The organism is Halomonas sp. AOP43-D1-4 (genome assembly GCF_052446175.1).
Lineage (GTDB): Bacteria > Pseudomonadota > Gammaproteobacteria > Pseudomonadales > Halomonadaceae > Vreelandella > Vreelandella citrativorans.
Genome location: NZ_JBQSVY010000014.1, coordinates 1 through 14,848, shown reverse-complemented (window position 1 = coordinate 14,848; position 14,848 = coordinate 1). Strand labels below are relative to the sequence as shown.

Annotated in this window: 14 protein-coding genes; 7 read left to right on the top strand and 7 right to left on the bottom strand. The window is 54.5% G+C overall.

All coding sequences use genetic code 11. The features are described from left to right. The first annotated feature begins 57 nt into the window (after window positions 1-57). Entirely contained in the window at window positions 58-792 is a 735-nt protein-coding gene (locus ACT3RQ_RS14660) for an SDR family oxidoreductase (RefSeq protein WP_444680761.1), read from the top strand. Window positions 793-850: 58 nt separating this feature from the next. On the opposite strand, the gene ACT3RQ_RS14655 is transcribed toward ACT3RQ_RS14660, so the two are convergent. From ACT3RQ_RS14655 to trpB, 3 genes are all read right to left on the bottom strand, one after another. After that, a complete protein-coding gene (locus ACT3RQ_RS14655) occupies window positions 851-2,254 on the bottom strand; it encodes a Fic family protein (RefSeq protein WP_444680760.1) in 1,404 nt (467 codons plus the stop codon). A 309-nt stretch (window positions 2,255-2,563) separates the two neighbouring features. Beyond that, window positions 2,564-3,394, bottom strand: a complete 831-nt coding sequence (gene trpA / locus ACT3RQ_RS14650) for a tryptophan synthase subunit alpha (protein ID WP_444680759.1) — start codon at window positions 3,392-3,394, stop codon at window positions 2,564-2,566. A gap of 56 nt (window positions 3,395-3,450) precedes the next feature. After that, entirely contained in the window at window positions 3,451-4,656 is a 1,206-nt protein-coding gene (gene trpB / locus ACT3RQ_RS14645) for a tryptophan synthase subunit beta (protein ID WP_444680758.1), read from the bottom strand. A 105-nt stretch (window positions 4,657-4,761) separates the two neighbouring features. Here trpB and ACT3RQ_RS14640 point away from each other — a divergent pair, with 105 nt between their 5' ends. Next, on the top strand, window positions 4,762-5,664 hold the full coding sequence (locus tag ACT3RQ_RS14640; protein ID WP_444680807.1) for a LysR family transcriptional regulator: 903 nt from the start codon (window positions 4,762-4,764) through the stop codon (window positions 5,662-5,664). Window positions 5,665-5,692: 28 nt separating this feature from the next. Here ACT3RQ_RS14640 and mmuM read toward each other — a convergent pair whose 3' ends face one another. Together mmuM and ACT3RQ_RS14630 are read right to left on the bottom strand one after the other, a co-directional pair. Next, window positions 5,693-6,652, bottom strand: a complete 960-nt coding sequence (mmuM, locus tag ACT3RQ_RS14635; protein WP_444680757.1) for a homocysteine S-methyltransferase — start codon at window positions 6,650-6,652, stop codon at window positions 5,693-5,695. Beyond that, on the bottom strand, window positions 6,649-8,091 hold the full coding sequence (locus tag ACT3RQ_RS14630) for an amino acid permease (protein WP_444680756.1): 1,443 nt from the start codon (window positions 8,089-8,091) through the stop codon (window positions 6,649-6,651). Before ACT3RQ_RS14630 ends, mmuM begins: the two co-directional genes overlap by 4 nt. 234 nt (window positions 8,092-8,325) lie before the next feature. On the opposite strand from ACT3RQ_RS14630, the gene ACT3RQ_RS14625 reads away from it, so the two are divergent. After that, the gene (locus ACT3RQ_RS14625) at window positions 8,326-9,261 is read left to right on the top strand and encodes a glycerophosphodiester phosphodiesterase (protein WP_444680755.1); all 936 of its coding nucleotides are present in this window, start codon (window positions 8,326-8,328) and stop codon (window positions 9,259-9,261) included. 52 nt (window positions 9,262-9,313) lie between these two features. Here the strand turns inward: ACT3RQ_RS14625 and ACT3RQ_RS14620 are convergent, their stop codons facing one another. Then, window positions 9,314-10,207, bottom strand: a complete 894-nt coding sequence (locus tag ACT3RQ_RS14620; protein WP_444680754.1) for a dihydrodipicolinate synthase family protein — start codon at window positions 10,205-10,207, stop codon at window positions 9,314-9,316. A gap of 196 nt (window positions 10,208-10,403) precedes the next feature. On the opposite strand from ACT3RQ_RS14620, the gene ACT3RQ_RS14615 reads away from it, so the two are divergent. The 3 genes from ACT3RQ_RS14615 (at window position 10,404) to ACT3RQ_RS14605 (ending at window position 12,298) form a co-directional block, all read left to right on the top strand. Next, entirely contained in the window at window positions 10,404-11,237 is an 834-nt protein-coding gene (locus ACT3RQ_RS14615) for a helix-turn-helix domain-containing protein (protein WP_444680753.1), read from the top strand. 13 nt (window positions 11,238-11,250) lie between these two features. Next, on the top strand, window positions 11,251-11,859 hold the full coding sequence (locus ACT3RQ_RS14610) for a LysE family translocator (RefSeq protein WP_444680752.1): 609 nt from the start codon (window positions 11,251-11,253) through the stop codon (window positions 11,857-11,859). A 127-nt stretch (window positions 11,860-11,986) separates the two neighbouring features. Then, a complete protein-coding gene (locus tag ACT3RQ_RS14605; RefSeq protein ID WP_444680751.1) occupies window positions 11,987-12,298 on the top strand; it encodes a hypothetical protein in 312 nt (103 codons plus the stop codon). 140 nt (window positions 12,299-12,438) lie between these two features. On the opposite strand, the gene ACT3RQ_RS14600 is transcribed toward ACT3RQ_RS14605, so the two are convergent. Beyond that, on the bottom strand, window positions 12,439-12,537 hold the full coding sequence (locus ACT3RQ_RS14600; protein WP_444680750.1) for a hypothetical protein: 99 nt from the start codon (window positions 12,535-12,537) through the stop codon (window positions 12,439-12,441). Between the two features lie 385 nt (window positions 12,538-12,922). On the opposite strand from ACT3RQ_RS14600, the gene ACT3RQ_RS14595 reads away from it, so the two are divergent. Next, window positions 12,923-14,386 carry an alpha/beta fold hydrolase gene (locus ACT3RQ_RS14595; RefSeq protein ID WP_444680749.1) on the top strand — a complete coding sequence of 488 codons (1,464 nt, stop codon included), beginning with the start codon at window positions 12,923-12,925 and terminating at the stop codon, window positions 14,384-14,386. Window positions 14,387-14,848 lie beyond the last annotated feature (462 nt).

Genomic DNA, 14,848 nt, shown 5'->3' with positions numbered 1-14,848 from the left:
CTTTTATGCTGCATACGTCAGGTATTCACCAATTCCCTACGCAGAAGGAGAAAAACGATGGCAGAACAGAAAATTGCGCTTGTAACGGGTGGTTCCCGGGGGATTGGGGCGGCTATTTCTAAACAGCTGGCGCGCGATGGCTTTACGGTGATCGTCAACTACGCAGGCAATGCAGAAGCCGCTGACCACGTGGTTCAAGAGATTGAGTCGGCGGATGGTAAAGCGCAGGCTATTCAAGCTGATATAGCCGATGCCCAAGCGGTGCGTCAGCTTTTTGACACCCTTGAAACGCAGTGGGGCCGTATTGATGTGCTGGTCAATAACGCGGGCATTATGAAGCTTGCACCGCTTGCTCAGATGGAGGAGAACGCGGTGGATGCTCAGATTGATATCAATCTGAAAGGCTCGATCAACACCATGCGCGAAGCGGCCAACCGTCTGAGCGACGGTGGCCGGATCATCAACCTATCGACTAGCGTTGTCGGGTTGAAACTTGAAACCTACGGGGTCTACGCCGCCACCAAAGCCGCCGTTGAGACCTTAACCGCGATTCTTGCCAAAGAGCTGCGTGGCCGCTCGATCACCGTCAATGCCGTGGCGCCCGGCCCTACCGCGACAGATCTGTTTCTTGAGGGTAAATCTGACGAACTGGTCGAGCGGATGGCCAAGATGCCGCCACTGGAGCGGCTCGGCCAACCGGACGACATCGCAAGCGTCGTGGCTTTTCTCGCCTCGCCTGAAGGCGGCTGGGTTAACGGCCAAACCCTGCGCGCCAATGGCGGCATCGTTTAGCTACTTTCTAACTGGCTTAAGGCTTGGGCGTTCTTAAACGTTTGCTGATGACGTTTAATCAGGTAGCTGCATCACTATTTTCGAACGCTTCAAGTACGCTTTGCGCTTCTGCTTCGATAGCATCAAGTACCCCATCAGGTACTTGATAGCGATACTGTTTACGACGCTTGTTAGAGAGACGTCCCTCATTACTCAAGCACATCATGACCAGACGTGCCAAATCGCTACCACGAATATCGTAAGTTGCGTTTATAGCAGCGTAAACACGATCAAAACACGCCAAGTAGCGAGTTTCGGCTTTTAGCTCATCCTCTAAAGCTACTTTTGCCATTTTCAGTGTAAATGCCACCGCCTCTGTCGCGTCCCAAAAGCGGTAAAGAGCGTCCAGCCCCTTGTATTTAAAGTCATATTGGTCGGCATCTATCCAACTGACTTGCCAGTGCTCTCGAGCGGGCTTTGAAAACGCTTCCAGTGCGGCTAGATATTCTGCTTCATAACGCTTCATGGCGACCGAAATAGGCAAAAGATTGTCTTGAGCCACCCCTCCCATTCGGCATAGCGTATGGTGAATCAAAAAGCGTGAAATACGCCCATTACCATCCATAAAAGGGTGCAGAAAAACAAAACCAAAGGAGAGTACCGCTCCAATAACCAGTGCCGAAACGCCTTCTTCTGCATCACTCTCTGAACGCTGATTGGCCCAAGTCATCAGTACATCCATTAACTCGCCACAAAGGGTTGGCGGTGGCGGCAAATAGCTGACGCCTATCGCCCCTGGCAACCCGTTATGCAAGTGATTCTGCTCATGCCGAAAAGTGGCAGCTTTGTCGAACGGATTACTGATAGTGCTATTTTGCAGTTCGACAAGGTACGCTTCTGTCAGTGGTTTACGTTCGTGAGCTTGACGCAGTAGCTGCATAAAACGCTGCTGCTTATCAGGTGATGGCGACTCTTGTTCAATGGCAAACGAGGACTGTGTTTCACTGAGATAAGCCCACTGAATTGCACGATCTAACATCCCAGAGGGCAAAGAGGCCATGAATGCGGAAGCTTGAGCCAGAATATCTTCTTCCAAGAGCGCAGTAATCTCAGGGGTACGACGCACAGTTGCACAATAGTCGAGCGTTCCTAGCCCATTGAAGTCAATTCGCCAGCGGCTATCGCGTATCGAAGGGCCGGTAAGATAACGGTCAGGATCAAATAAAGGCACAGCCCGGCCACTAACGGCAACATCGAACGGCAAGCGCTTTACTAACGCTTCGTATAGATAACCTAACTTTCTCAAATAAATGCCGTTTGGCGAGGCATGCAAAGCATTTTTTAGCTCTTCTATCGACAAGTGTGGCAAGGCCCCCGCCAGAATGGCAAGGTCAATACCCTCGTGTTTCAGTGCGAAAAGCAGATGAGCAAGTAGCGAGGCTTCTGGTGCGCGGCCAGCAGGTACTGCTATCTCCTGCTCCATAGATATAATGCGTGTAACTGGGCGTATCCGTGCGGGACACACGGGTGGGCATACCCCTAAGGCTAAGTGATCATGAAGGTACGCATAGCCTACAGGTTTCATCTCAAAGCGCCTCAAATCAGAATATTTTGTTCACTTCAGCAAGAAAATATTCAGTAGGCAACCAAAACAATATTTTTTATTAACCCATCACGGTTTATAGGGCGAATTTTACATTGCTAATCCGTTATTAGAACGGTGACAGGTCGGCTCATTATTAGAGCAGGCACGACGGCCTGCTCATGATATGTGTTTGCTATATCACACCGATTAGCTCACTTGCACCTCGCGGCACCCCCTAACGCTTTCAGCCAGGCCACGGGCAAGGTCATGCACTCCGTTGACAGCTTCATCAGGCGTTGCGGCGTGCTCGATGCAATCTACCAACGCGGAGCCAACCACTACCGCATCGCTGAATCGGCCAATAATCGCGGCCTGTTCCGGGGTGCGAATACCAAAGCCAACGGCGATGGGAAGCTGGGTGTGTTCGCGTAGCTGGCTGACTGAGCGCTCAAGTTTTTCGGGCGTGGGTGCGCTGCCGCCAGTAACGCCTGCCACCGAAACGTAGTAGATAAACCCGGAGGCGTTACCCAGTACTTTGGGTAGGCGCTTGGTATCCGTGGTGGGCGTGGCCAGGCGGATAAAGTCGATGCCGTGCTGGGCGGCAGGCTGGCAAAGCTCGTCGTCGTGCTCCGGGGGCAGGTCGACCACAATCAGGCCATCTACGCCGGCGCTAGCGGCATCGGTTAAGAAGCGCTCTACGCCATAGCGGTAAATGGGGTTGTAGTAGCCCATTAGCACGATGGGCGTAGTAGTATCTTTTTCGCGAAAGATACGCACCATCTCCAGCGTTTTAGCTTGGGTCTGGCCTTCTTTTAGGGCGCGCAGCGCGGCTTTTTGGATCGCGGGGCCATCGGCCATGGGATCGCTGAACGGCATGCCTAGCTCAATCACGTCCACACCGGCAGCGGGCAGGCCCTCAAGAATGCGTTGCGATGTCGCCATATCTGGGTCGCCCGCGGTGAGATAACTCACCAGCGCCGGGCGGTTTTCGGTTTTGAGCGCGGCAAAGCGTGCTGCAAGACGCGAGTTGGGATTCATAGCAGTCTCCTTATGTGCGCTCTGGTGAATAGATTCGCTCTTTTGAACAGATGCGCTCATTTGAATTTTTCTCCCAGGTAGTGGGCTACGCTCATCATGTCTTTGTCACCGCGCCCGCTCAGGTTAACCACCATCAGGTGGTCGCTTGGAAGGTTCGGCGCCCGCTTGGCGACTTCGGCCAGCGCGTGGGCCGTTTCAAGGGCGGGGATAATCCCTTCCAGGCGGCAGCAGGTTTGGAAGGCTTCAAGCGCTTCGTCGTCGGTGGCCGATACATATTCAACGCGCCCCTGCTCGTGCAACCACGCGTGTTCAGGGCCGATACCGGGGTAATCCAGGCCTGCCGAAATCGAATGGGCATCAATAATCTGGCCGTCCTCATCCTGCAACAGATAGGTGCGGTTGCCGTGAAGCACGCCCGGCGCACCGCCGTTTAGACTTGCCGCATGCTGGCCGCTTTCAACGCCCTTGCCGCCTGCTTCAACGCCAATCATCTCAACCGAGGCATCGTTCAGGAATGGGTGGAAAAGCCCCATGGCGTTGGAGCCGCCACCAATACAGGCCACCAAAGAATCCGGCAGGCGGCCCTCTTTTTCCTGCATTTGCGCGCGGGTTTCGTGGCCAATCACTGCCTGGAAATCGCGCACCATGGCGGGATACGGGTGCGGCCCGGCCACAGTGCCAATGATGTAGAAGGTGTCATCCACGTTGGTGACCCAATCGCGCAGCGCTTCGTTCATGGCATCTTTCAGCGTACCAGTGCCGGAAGTGACCGGGATCACTTCAGCGCCCAGCAGCTTCATGCGAAACACGTTGGGTTGCTGGCGCTCGATATCCGTTGAACCCATGTAGATCACACAGGACAAACCAAACCGCGCCGCCACCGTGGCCGTAGCCACGCCGTGCATACCGGCGCCGGTCTCAGCGATGATGCGCTTTTTGCCCATGCGTTTGGCCAGCAGCACTTGGCCGATGCAGTTATTAATCTTGTGCGCGCCGGTATGGTTAAGCTCTTCACGCTTAAGAAAAATCTTCGCGCCGCCAAAATGCTCGGTCAGCCGCTCGGCAAAATAGAGCGGGTTGGGGCGCCCTACGTAGTCGCTTTGAAAGTAGGCGAGCTGGCGCTGAAATTCAGAGTCGTCTTTGGCAGCGTCGTATTCGGCTTGCAGCTCAAGAATCAGCGGCATGAGCGTTTCGGCAACAAAGCGGCCGCCGAATTGGCCAAACAGGCCGTTAATATCAGGCTGGAGCGCAGGTTGGTTCATGATGACCTCTCAAAGCGGAGTAGCAGTTGCATTGAAAGTAGCGCAAGCAGGCGGAGATAAAAATCGATAAGATGTCATCAATATGTGAGCTGGAGTCAACCGTTGATACAACAGAGCATGCCACCCTTAAGCGCCCTACGCGCCTTTGAAGCCACCGCCCGGCTAGGCAGCGTGACGGCTGCAGCCGATGAGCTAAGCGTGACCCACGGTGCCGTTAGTCGCCAGCTGCGTAGCCTGGATGAACATTTCGGCGTTATGCTGTTTGCCAAAGCGGGCCGTGGCATTGAGCTGACTCACCACGGCGAGCGGCTTTATCACGGCATTGGCGAAGCGTTTACCCGCCTGCGTGATAGTTGCGCGGATCTCAAGCGTGATGTGAAAGAAGCGCCCTTTACGCTGGCCTGCCCCGGCAGCCTGCTGGCGCGCTGGTTGATTCCCAGGCTGGACCGTCTGCAGCGCGACCTGCCCCAGCTCAAATTGCAGGTCGTAGTGAGCGAAAGTGAACTGCCCGCCAAGCAGGAAAATATCAGTGCTACCCTGGCCTTTTCCGAGCCGCCCTGGCCTGCGGAGGTAGACGTCGTCGAGCTAATGGCCGAGCAGATTTGCGCGGTGGCAAGCCCTCACTTGGAAGCGAAGCTCGACCCAGCGCAGCCGGATACGCTTTTTTCCAGCAAGCTTTTACACACCGCTTCTCGCCCCCAGGCCTGGCCACAATGGGGCCGCGCCCAAGGGCTTGAACTGGCGACTCTTGAAGAGGCTTTGGGTAAAGGCCAAGGGTTCGATCATCTCTACTATTTAATCGAAGCCGCCGTGGCAGGCTTAGGCGCGGCGATCGCGCCAAAACTGCTGGTCGAAGATGACCTGAAGAGCGGACGACTCACCGCGCCCTGGGGATTTATCGAAACCCCCGCCAAGCTCTGCCTGTGGCTACCCCGCCACCACAACCGCCAGCGTAGTGAGCAGTTGGCCGAGTGGCTTAAGCGGGAGTTGGGCGCTTCAAGCTCTTAACGCGGGAAAAGCCCAGCCCACTGGCCAACTAAAGCGACTGCCGCCACTGGGCCAGTGCCCGGATATCATCAGGTGTTGTACGGCAGCAGCCACCGATACCCGCAGCCCCTGCTGCCAACCACTGCTCCACCCCTTGAACCAAGCCAGAAGGCCCCGTGGCGGTGTGATCACACGGTGCCGGGTGCCAGGTTTTGGTCGCCGCGTTATACAGCTCGCCCGAGTTGGGGTACACCAACACAGGCAGGTCACACTGGCGTTTGATCGCCGCGACCAATGACTCGATATGCGCAAGCGCGGTGCAGTTTATGCCAATCGCTGCCACGCCCGGGCAGTTGGCCAGTGCTGCGGCACACGCCTCAATCGGTGTTCCATCGCTGATATGTTCACCATCCTTGGCCGAGAAGGTAACCCAGGCTTGGGCGCCGGGGTGTTCAGCCAACAGATCAGTGATTGCCAGCGCCTCCTCTAGTGAGGGCAGGGTTTCTGCTGCCAACAGATCAGCGCCCGAGGCCAGCAGCAGCTCGAAACGCTCGCGATGAAACTCAACCAGCCCGGCACGATCCAGATCATAGCCGCCGCGGTACTCGCTGCCATCTGCTAGATAAGCGCCATAGGGGCCAACGGATGCGGCCACCAGCGGCTTGGGGCGGTCGGTTTGCCCCGGCTGCCACACCGCATCGCGCGCCTGCTGCGCCAACGTGACCGACCGCTGAATCAGCTCCCGCGCCTGCTGGGCGGTCATTCCCGCCTGCATAAAACCGGGCACCGTGGCCTGGTAGCTGGCGGTAATGGCGCAGTCGGCACCGGCTTCGAAATACGCCTGATGCACCTCGCGAATCTTCTCCGGCGCCTGAGCCAACAGGCGCGCCGACCACAGGCTATCGTTGAGATCGCAGCCCAGCGCTTCCAGCTCAGTGGCAAGCGCCCCGTCAATCACCATAAAGGGAGCGTCCGCCAGCAAGGCTTTGATCGGATTTGTTTCACTCATACTCTTTTCTCCTCAGCGGCGGTATCCAGGTGGACAGGGGATTGAACGGCCTTACGATGGTGCAGAAAATGCGCCAGGTAACACAGGCCAATGAACGGCACCCCGAAGTAAAGCGCCACGCGCTGCTGCGGATCAAACGCAATACCGATGCACGCCGCCAGACAAGCCGCAAACGCGATCAGCGGCACCCAGGGGTAGAACGGCGTGCGGTAGACCAGGTCTTCAAGCCGCCCGCCTTCGCGCAGATAGTGGCGGCGGAAGTTGAGCTGACTGAGCGCGATCGCCATCCACACCACTACCACGGCCAAGCCAGAGATCGAGACCAGTACCAGGTAGACCGTTTCCGGTGCGTAGACGCTTGAAAACAGCGCGCCGAAGCCGCCGATCATGCTGAGCAGCAGCGCATTCATCGGGATGCCGCGCTTGTTAAGCCGACCCAGCGACTTGGGCAAAGTGCCTTGATCCGAGAGCGTCCAAAGCATGCGTGATGAGGCATAAAGCCCGGAGTTGGCCGCCGAGAGCAGCGCGGTGATGATCACAAAGTTCATGATATCCGCCGCCCCGGGTACGCCCAGGCGCTGGAATACCGCGACGAAGGGGCTTTGGCTAAGCCCGGCCTGGCTTTGGGGCAGCAATGCAGCAATCACGATGATGGTACCCACAAAAAATAGAATCAGCCGCCACAGCGTGGCGCGGATCGCCTTGGGCACATTGCGCGCCGGGTCCACGGTTTCCCCGGCGGCAATGCCAATAAGCTCCGTGCCGGAAAACGCAAACATCACCGCCAGTAACGTAGTGCCGATGGCCAACAGACTCGGCGACATGGCGCCCTCGCCCCAAAAGGCCGAAAGCCCCGGCGATGCCACCGCAGCGCCGCTTGAGTCCTGCAGTGGCACCCAGCCAATAATCGCGCCGGCCCCGACGATCACAAACACCACCACCGCGATTACCTTGATCAACGACAGCCAAAACTCGGACTCGGCAAAGAAGCGTGAGGTAAACGCATTCACGCCAAACACAATGGCTGCGAACAGCCCGCTCCAGTACCAGCCGGGGATATCGGGAAACCAGCGTCCCATAAACACCGCCGCCGCAGTAAACTCCGACCCCAGCGCCACCGTCCAGGTGAGCCAGTACATCCAAGCCACCATATAGCCAGTGCCAGGGCCAATATAGCGGCTGGCGTGGGCGCTGAACGCGCCGGAATCCGGCATATGCACCGCCAGCTCTCCCAGACACATCATCACCAACCAGGCAACGATGCCACCCACCAGATAGGCCAGCACGGCCCCAACCGGCCCTGCCTGCTGCACGGTATAGCCGGAACTTAAAAACAGCCCGGTGCCAATCACGCCCCCTAACGAGAGCATTACCAAGTGGCGCGTCTGCATACTGCGCTTGAAGTGCGCGCCTTGTTGCTCGCTCATTTGCTCACCCATGGTGGCTTCCCTATCAATCGCTAACGGGCCAACGCAGGCCCTGCCTATGGTCCAGCGTAAAAAAGGTGGCTATATTAGAGCATTCACAATTCACAAAAAAGCATAAAAAAACTATTTTATATTCTTATTTAAAATAAGCTTGATGTAGACCACGATGTTTAACGCAGCATCATTTGGAGTGGAGTAGTAAACGACGTAGGGTAATGAGCAGAACATTCACTAAAAGGAACGTTTATGCGTCCTGCTTCGTTATTTACTGCCGTGTCATTAGGTCTTTTCGCTGGTGTTACCACCTCGACTGCATTAGCAGAAACGTCTCCACTGGAGCAACAGCTAAAAGATCTAGCGTCGTTTCAGGTGATTGCCCATCGCGGTGCAAGCGGCCATGCCCCGGAAAGCAGCATGGCGGCACTGGCGTTGGCCCATGAATGGGAAGCGGACTATCTGGAATTGGATATTCAGATGACCGCCGATGGCGAATTGGTGGCCTTTCACGATAATACCCTTGAGCGCACCAGCAACGGCGAAGGCCGCATCAACGATCATACGCTTGCCGAACTCAAGAACCTGGATGCGGGCGCCTGGTTTAACGACGCTTATCCTGACTTGGCGGATGAGGCGTTTATGGGTGCCGAGATATTAACGCTTGAAGAGGTTTTCAGCCGTTTTGGTCAGAACGCCCGCTACTACCTGGAAACCAAGTCGCCCCAGTTGAACCCTGGCGTTGAAGCGGCGCTTGTTAAGCGCCTGGAAGCGTTTGATATGATCAACACCGGACGCGTGTTGATCCAGTCGTTTGAGCAGGAGAGCCTGCTCAAGATTCACGAACTGAACGACGATATCCCACTGATTCAGTTGGTATGGTACTCCCCCAGCACAGAGGACAGTGAACGTCTGGTGGAGTGGAGAGGTACCACGCCTGGAGCGCAGGACATCACCGACGAGCACTTTCAAGCCGTGGCCAATTACGCAGTAGGCTTAGGGTCGAATTACCGTTATGAAGGCGAGCAGGTGATCGACGAAGCATTCATCCGTCAGGCTCAGGATAACGGCTTGGCGGTACACATCTACACGGTGAACGATACCGATCACATGCAGCAGCTCATCGGCTGGGGCGTGAACGGCTTGTTTACCGACTATCCGGATAGGTTGATTGAGCTTGTCGAGTAACGCGTTAAATACGCATTTGCCCAGCGTTTACTGGACGTTTTGATGCTTTCGCCTAACGTAGTTCGAGCTCTTCAATCACCTGCTCGACTCTTGCGCGCTGACTGCCTTGGAACGTGTTTAGCGGCAGCGGCAAGCAAGGCGTGCTGACCTTGCCAAGGATCTCGGCGGCGGTGGCGATAACCCGTAAGCTTCCTCCGTATTCACGGTACAGCGCCCAGAAAGGTTCTAGCTGATCAGAAAGGCGCTGCGCTATTTTAAAGTCACCCGCCTGGGCTGCTCGCGTTATCGCCAGCGCCGTTTCAGGAAATAACCCGCCCAGCACGGAATACCAACTATCGCACCCTGCGATTAAGCCAGTGGCCGCTATGACGTCACCGCTTATTCCCAAGGTGACATCTTCCGGAATCAAAGCACGCAACCGATCAACCCGCTCGCGAGCGGCGTTGGGATTCATGCTGACCGGCGGAATCTTGATCGAGCGGACCTGAGGCAGCTGGGCAATACGCCCATGCAGCTCATCGCTGAATGTAAAGTGCGTTGTGCCCGGATTATCGTACACACACAGCGGTACGCTTAAGGAACGACAGACCGTTTCATAGTGACTGAACACTTCGTCATCGGTCAGCGTTTGATAGGAAACGGGCGCCAGCAATACGCCGCTGGCGCCCGCTTTCTGGGCATCTTCGGCCAGCGTTAGCACATCGCGTGTGCGCATTGCACCAATGCCGATAATCACGGGTATATCGCCCGCGCTTTCTATCGCCAGTTGAGTAACGCGCGCCCGCTCCTCTCGGTTGAGATACGCATAGCTACCGGTTGAGCCCAGCACGCCGATAGAGTTCACCTGCGCCTTGGCCAAGCGTTCCACTAAACCGGAAAATTCGTCTTCATGAATCCCCTGCTCATTCATGGGCGTTAATGGAAATGCACTCAGGCCGGTAAACATAGGCAGCTATCCTTTTAACGAAGGCTTAGTAGATACGTCTGAAATTATCAGACAACACGGCATGAGGGTAGCGGGAGGAGAATAAGCAGGCACGAAAGGAGCAACCGACACTTATAAAGCGCAATTTTGTACAAGCTGCGCTAACACGTGAGCGTTAAACTAGCGCAATGACATTTGGATAGACGGAGGCTTAGCAATGGGAAAATCGGCAAGCCGCTTTCAGTTCACTAAAAGCCAGCACATCCCCACGCTGAAAACGCTACAGGCAGCGATGTTCGATTTTCGCTATGCCCCTCATGCGCATGAGGAGTACGCCTTTGGGGTGACGCTGTCAGGTCGTCAGGACTTTTTCAGCGGTGGGCAATATCACCGTAGCCCACCAGGTAATGTAATTATCTTTAACCCGGATGACGTTCACGACGGCCAACCAGGCGGCGACCGCACGCTCGACTACGTCATGCTGTACGTTCACCCCGCTCAAGTTAAGGCCCTATTTGACGACGCCCTGGGGCAGGAAACAGCATCCCACTTTCGATTCGACAGTACGCTGGTGCAAGACATGGCACTACGCGAGCGGATAACCAACGTTGCCCGATTGATTACCACATCAACCGGCAGCCAGATCGACCAGGAAAACGCGCTCTATCAAGTTATTGAACGAATCACCCAACTAGGCGGTGCTTACCAGCCTGGGCATACCTCTAGCAGGCCCGACGCACTTCTCGGCTTGGCCAAAGAGTATATCCACGCACACCTGGACACCGATCTCTCGCTTGAAGCGATTAGTCAAGCGGCGCACCTTTCCAAGTTTCATTTCTTGCGGCTGTTTCGTCAGCAGTTGGGCATCACTCCTTACCAGTACGTCATCAACTGCCGGGTTAATGCGGCGTGCAGCGCACTTGAAAAAGGCGCATCGCTTAGTGAGGTGACGTTTCGCTATGGCTTTACCGACCTTAGCCATTTCAACCGTCGCTTTAAACGTATTTATGGCCTTACTCCCCACCAATACCAGCACCACCTTAACGACTAACCAGAGAGCATTTATGTTAGCTATTATCGCTTATGCCGTGGGCATCATGTATTCGCCTGGGCCTGTGAACCTGATGGGGTTAAATACAGGCGTTAATGGGCAGGCAAAAACGTCGCTGGGTTTCTGCCTGGGCGTAGGCACGGCGATGCTATTACTGTTTTTACTCTTCGGCTGGGCAGGTGCTGCGTGGATTGATGGACGCCTACTCATCGCGATTAGTGTTTTCGGCTGTGGTTATATTATTTATCTGGCCATACACATTGCGAGAGCGCGCGTTGACGTTAATGCCGTATCCAGCTCGCCACTCACTCTTCGCTATCGTGACGGGTTCATTCTGCAACTGCTCAACCCCAAAGGAATCGTGGCGACACTCCCCATCGCCACACTGCAGTTTCCCGCGGCGGGCATTCAAGGGCCTGGCTTGGTGGTTTGGTCGATGGGATTAGCGCTACTGGCCGCAGGCGCCCCTGGAAGCTACATGTGGATAGGTAGCCTGGTCGGTAACCGAATTGATAACCCTGCCTTCTTTAAACGCTTTAATCAGATAATGGCGGTGCTGTTGATGGGCGTCGCGCTATCTATCGCTTATGAGCATGTTTGGGCGACTTTAGTATCTGCGTAGTAGGTGGAAAAGCATCTAACCGTACTTTTTTGGGCCTGCAGGTTTCAGAGGGCTGTTCTACGCTGTAAGCAGAAAGAGTCACGTTGGCTTTTTCAAAGCGAAGGCTCGGAATGCAAAGGAGTACGTCATGAATCATGGACAGGATAAACAGCGTAATAAAAGTGAAGAAGCTCAAAAAGCCAAAGAGGTCGTCAATAAAGATACTCCTCGTGGCGATGATGCTGCCCAAAAAGCGTCTCACCATGATGAGCCGCGCCCTTATCGGCCAGATGAAAACGTTGATAACCAGAAGAGCTCAGACGCTCGCTCAGAGCCTGGCCACAACACGTCAGGCAAAGCAGCGCCCATTCCAGGCGCTCAAGTCGTTAAAGAAAAGTGCGCTCATAAAGACAATATCGATCAGCAATCTGATAAAGCCGACCCGAAAGGAAGCGAGTAGTTTACGCCTGCAACCTTAACGGCTCCTGCATCGTACAAAGAACCCCGTAAAGCGAACTGCATCCAAAAGTTGGACACTCATCCAGCGTTCAGGATGCAATTCATTAAAAGGCAGGGAGTATTATGATGCGGGTACCTGCCTTACGACGCTTTAACATGCAACGAAATACCGAGGGCTTTCGTCACCGTCATGATCGTTGCAAAGCTAGGGTTCCCATCAGCGGAAAGCGCCTTGTACAACCCCTCGTCTGGGTGGATTTATCACCACCCGCCAACCAAGATCACCAGCTCATACCCCCGCTGGACAAAATCCGTGCCCTGGCTCTGCTATCTCGCAACTTCTCAAACCAGGTCGAGTAGGTCTCGGTGACGGTAATCATTTTCATAACCAAAATGTAAACCACAGTTAACACTAAAGTAAGTAGTCTCTTCGGTGCCGCCGGGCTCGTTATTCAACAATATGGGGTTGGTACTATTACTTAGCGTTTACTCAACTATAGTGGGGCTACGGCAAGCATTTGCCGTCCTTCTCGCCAACACAAAAAAGCATTGGAGAGATGTTATGCCCCCCACTAAGCATCAGACCATCGCTAGCCTATGCCTAATGGCTGCATTAGGTGCTGGAATGGCTCACGCACAAGACCAAGATGAAGACACTATCCCTCGGCTAGAAAGCACAGCCTGCGCAACCCAAGCGCTAAAAGACCTCAATGCCAGTTGCTACACCTTCTACGGTCAAGAAAACTGGAGCAACCCAAACGGGAGAACAATTGAGCTTCCTATAGGCGTTATCGACCCGGAAACTGAAAATGATGCCGATGCGGAAAGCGACCCCGTGGTCTTTTTTCCAGGCGGTCCAGGATACTCCATCCTCGGCAATGCTGATTACATTGAGCAACTGCGTAAGGATATTGGCAACCGCTCGTTAGTAGTGTTTGATCCTCGCGGCTTTAAGCATGCCTCCCCTGCGCTGGAGTGTCCTGGCTACGCAGCTGTGTCGCCCTACCACAATATTATTCATACACCGGCGCTGACGGATTCGCTCGACCCTATGGAGCGGATGCAACATATCACTGACGAAGTCGCTGCTTGCTACCAAAAGCTTGAAGATGAGGGCGTTGAAATTGCCCAATATACGGAAAGGTCCACCTCACGCGATCTCGATGAGATTCGTAACCTGCTTGATTACGATAACGTGAATATTTTCGGCTCCTCTACTGGTAGTGGCACAGCGCTTTCTTATGTTCGTTATTATCCCGACAGTGTGAGAGCCGCCATTCTTGGTTGGCCCTGGTACACCAGCCTTCGCAATAGAGCGCCCCTGGATGAGTTTTATACTCTAAAACGTCGATTTACAGACGTTCTGGCTATGTGCGTTGAAGACAGCGAAGCTTGCCGAGAGCAAGTCCCGGCATGGTTTTTGGCCATTGATAGAACGCGCCGCGCGCTGGACGATAAGCCCTATATTGCCCAGGTAGAATCAGAGGGCGAACAGAAAACACTATACTTTGATGGTGCCGCCTTCCTCGACACGCTCTACCTGATGCTACCGCAATATTATGCCGAACTGCCTCGCATTGTTTTCCAAGTAACTGAGGGTGACTACTCGTCGCTGCATGATTTCTTCATGATTGACGATTACACCCCAGTGACTGAAGCGCCTAACTATGCCATGGGTGCGTTCCTGGCTCAGGCCTGTAATGACATGGGAACCAATCGGCCCACACCACAAGACTCAATAGCTGCCGTACAGCGCGAACCCGCCATTATTGGCTTTGAACCTATCTGGCTTTGCGCTTGGTGGGGCGGGGATGGTGACGTGCCACCCGAGCATAACGACATCGTAATGGCAGAGACACCAGCCTTGGCGATCCATGGCCAGATGGACCCTTGCTGCGGTACTCGTTGGAGCGATGAGCTTACCGACACCATGCCCAATCTCCAGGCTATCGAGATGCAGGCGCTGGGGCATAGCCCGGTCAATGAGTGTCGCTCCACCGTGATTAACGAATTTCTGGATGACCCACTGGCTCAGTTAGATACCAGCTGCCAAAACGAAGTACCACTTGCTGAATGGCAGTTGGAGTAGTACGCACGCTTTACCTTAAGTTGGCAAAATTCAGACCTGTGCTAACTCATAGTTACGCCAGAAGCCCGCAACCCGGCGGGCTTTTCCTTATGGGCTCAAGAACAAGCGCCCTGACTAGAGGTAGAAGCAGTGATTTGGTACCTCAGCTTAAAAGCCATTTTCAAATTTAAATGGTGGTTGAGAAAGATAGAGTGAGACCGTACGACTTTTTTCAATAAAACATAAAGATAACAAATATTTAAAAACCACTAACAGCTAAAAAAGCAAAGGTGCAATCCTAGCGGATTTTTTGTTAATAGGCATGGTGCTGGGCTTAGCCTGCCAATAACCTGTGGATGAAAAAATACTATATATGCTTGAATTGATTTTCCCATGGTCTATATATAGTATGTGAATCGCCCCGGGTTTCGTAGACACCTCTAGGCCTTATACTAAAGGTACCTAGGAGGATCCATGAGCCGC

Excerpts from the sequence above, each read along its gene's own strand:
- ACT3RQ_RS14660 (WP_444680761.1), top strand. The coding sequence starts at position 58 with ATGGCAGAACAGAAAATTGCGCTTGTAACGGGTGGTTCCCGGGGGATT.
- ACT3RQ_RS14655 (WP_444680760.1), bottom strand. The coding sequence starts at position 2,254 with ATGGAGCAGGAGATAGCAGTACCTGCTGGCCGCGCACCAGAAGCCTCG.
- trpA (WP_444680759.1), bottom strand. The coding sequence starts at position 3,394 with ATGAATCCCAACTCGCGTCTTGCAGCACGCTTTGCCGCGCTCAAAACC.
- trpB (WP_444680758.1), bottom strand. The coding sequence starts at position 4,656 with ATGAACCAACCTGCGCTCCAGCCTGATATTAACGGCCTGTTTGGCCAA.
- mmuM (WP_444680757.1), bottom strand. The coding sequence starts at position 6,652 with ATGAGTGAAACAAATCCGATCAAAGCCTTGCTGGCGGACGCTCCCTTT.
- ACT3RQ_RS14630 (WP_444680756.1), bottom strand. The coding sequence starts at position 8,091 with ATGGGTGAGCAAATGAGCGAGCAACAAGGCGCGCACTTCAAGCGCAGT.
- ACT3RQ_RS14625 (WP_444680755.1), top strand. The coding sequence starts at position 8,326 with ATGCGTCCTGCTTCGTTATTTACTGCCGTGTCATTAGGTCTTTTCGCT.
- ACT3RQ_RS14620 (WP_444680754.1), bottom strand. The coding sequence starts at position 10,207 with ATGTTTACCGGCCTGAGTGCATTTCCATTAACGCCCATGAATGAGCAG.
- ACT3RQ_RS14615 (WP_444680753.1), top strand. The coding sequence starts at position 10,404 with ATGGGAAAATCGGCAAGCCGCTTTCAGTTCACTAAAAGCCAGCACATC.
- ACT3RQ_RS14610 (WP_444680752.1), top strand. The coding sequence starts at position 11,251 with ATGTTAGCTATTATCGCTTATGCCGTGGGCATCATGTATTCGCCTGGG.
- ACT3RQ_RS14605 (WP_444680751.1), top strand. The coding sequence starts at position 11,987 with ATGAATCATGGACAGGATAAACAGCGTAATAAAAGTGAAGAAGCTCAA.
- ACT3RQ_RS14595 (WP_444680749.1), top strand. The coding sequence starts at position 12,923 with ATGGCTCACGCACAAGACCAAGATGAAGACACTATCCCTCGGCTAGAA.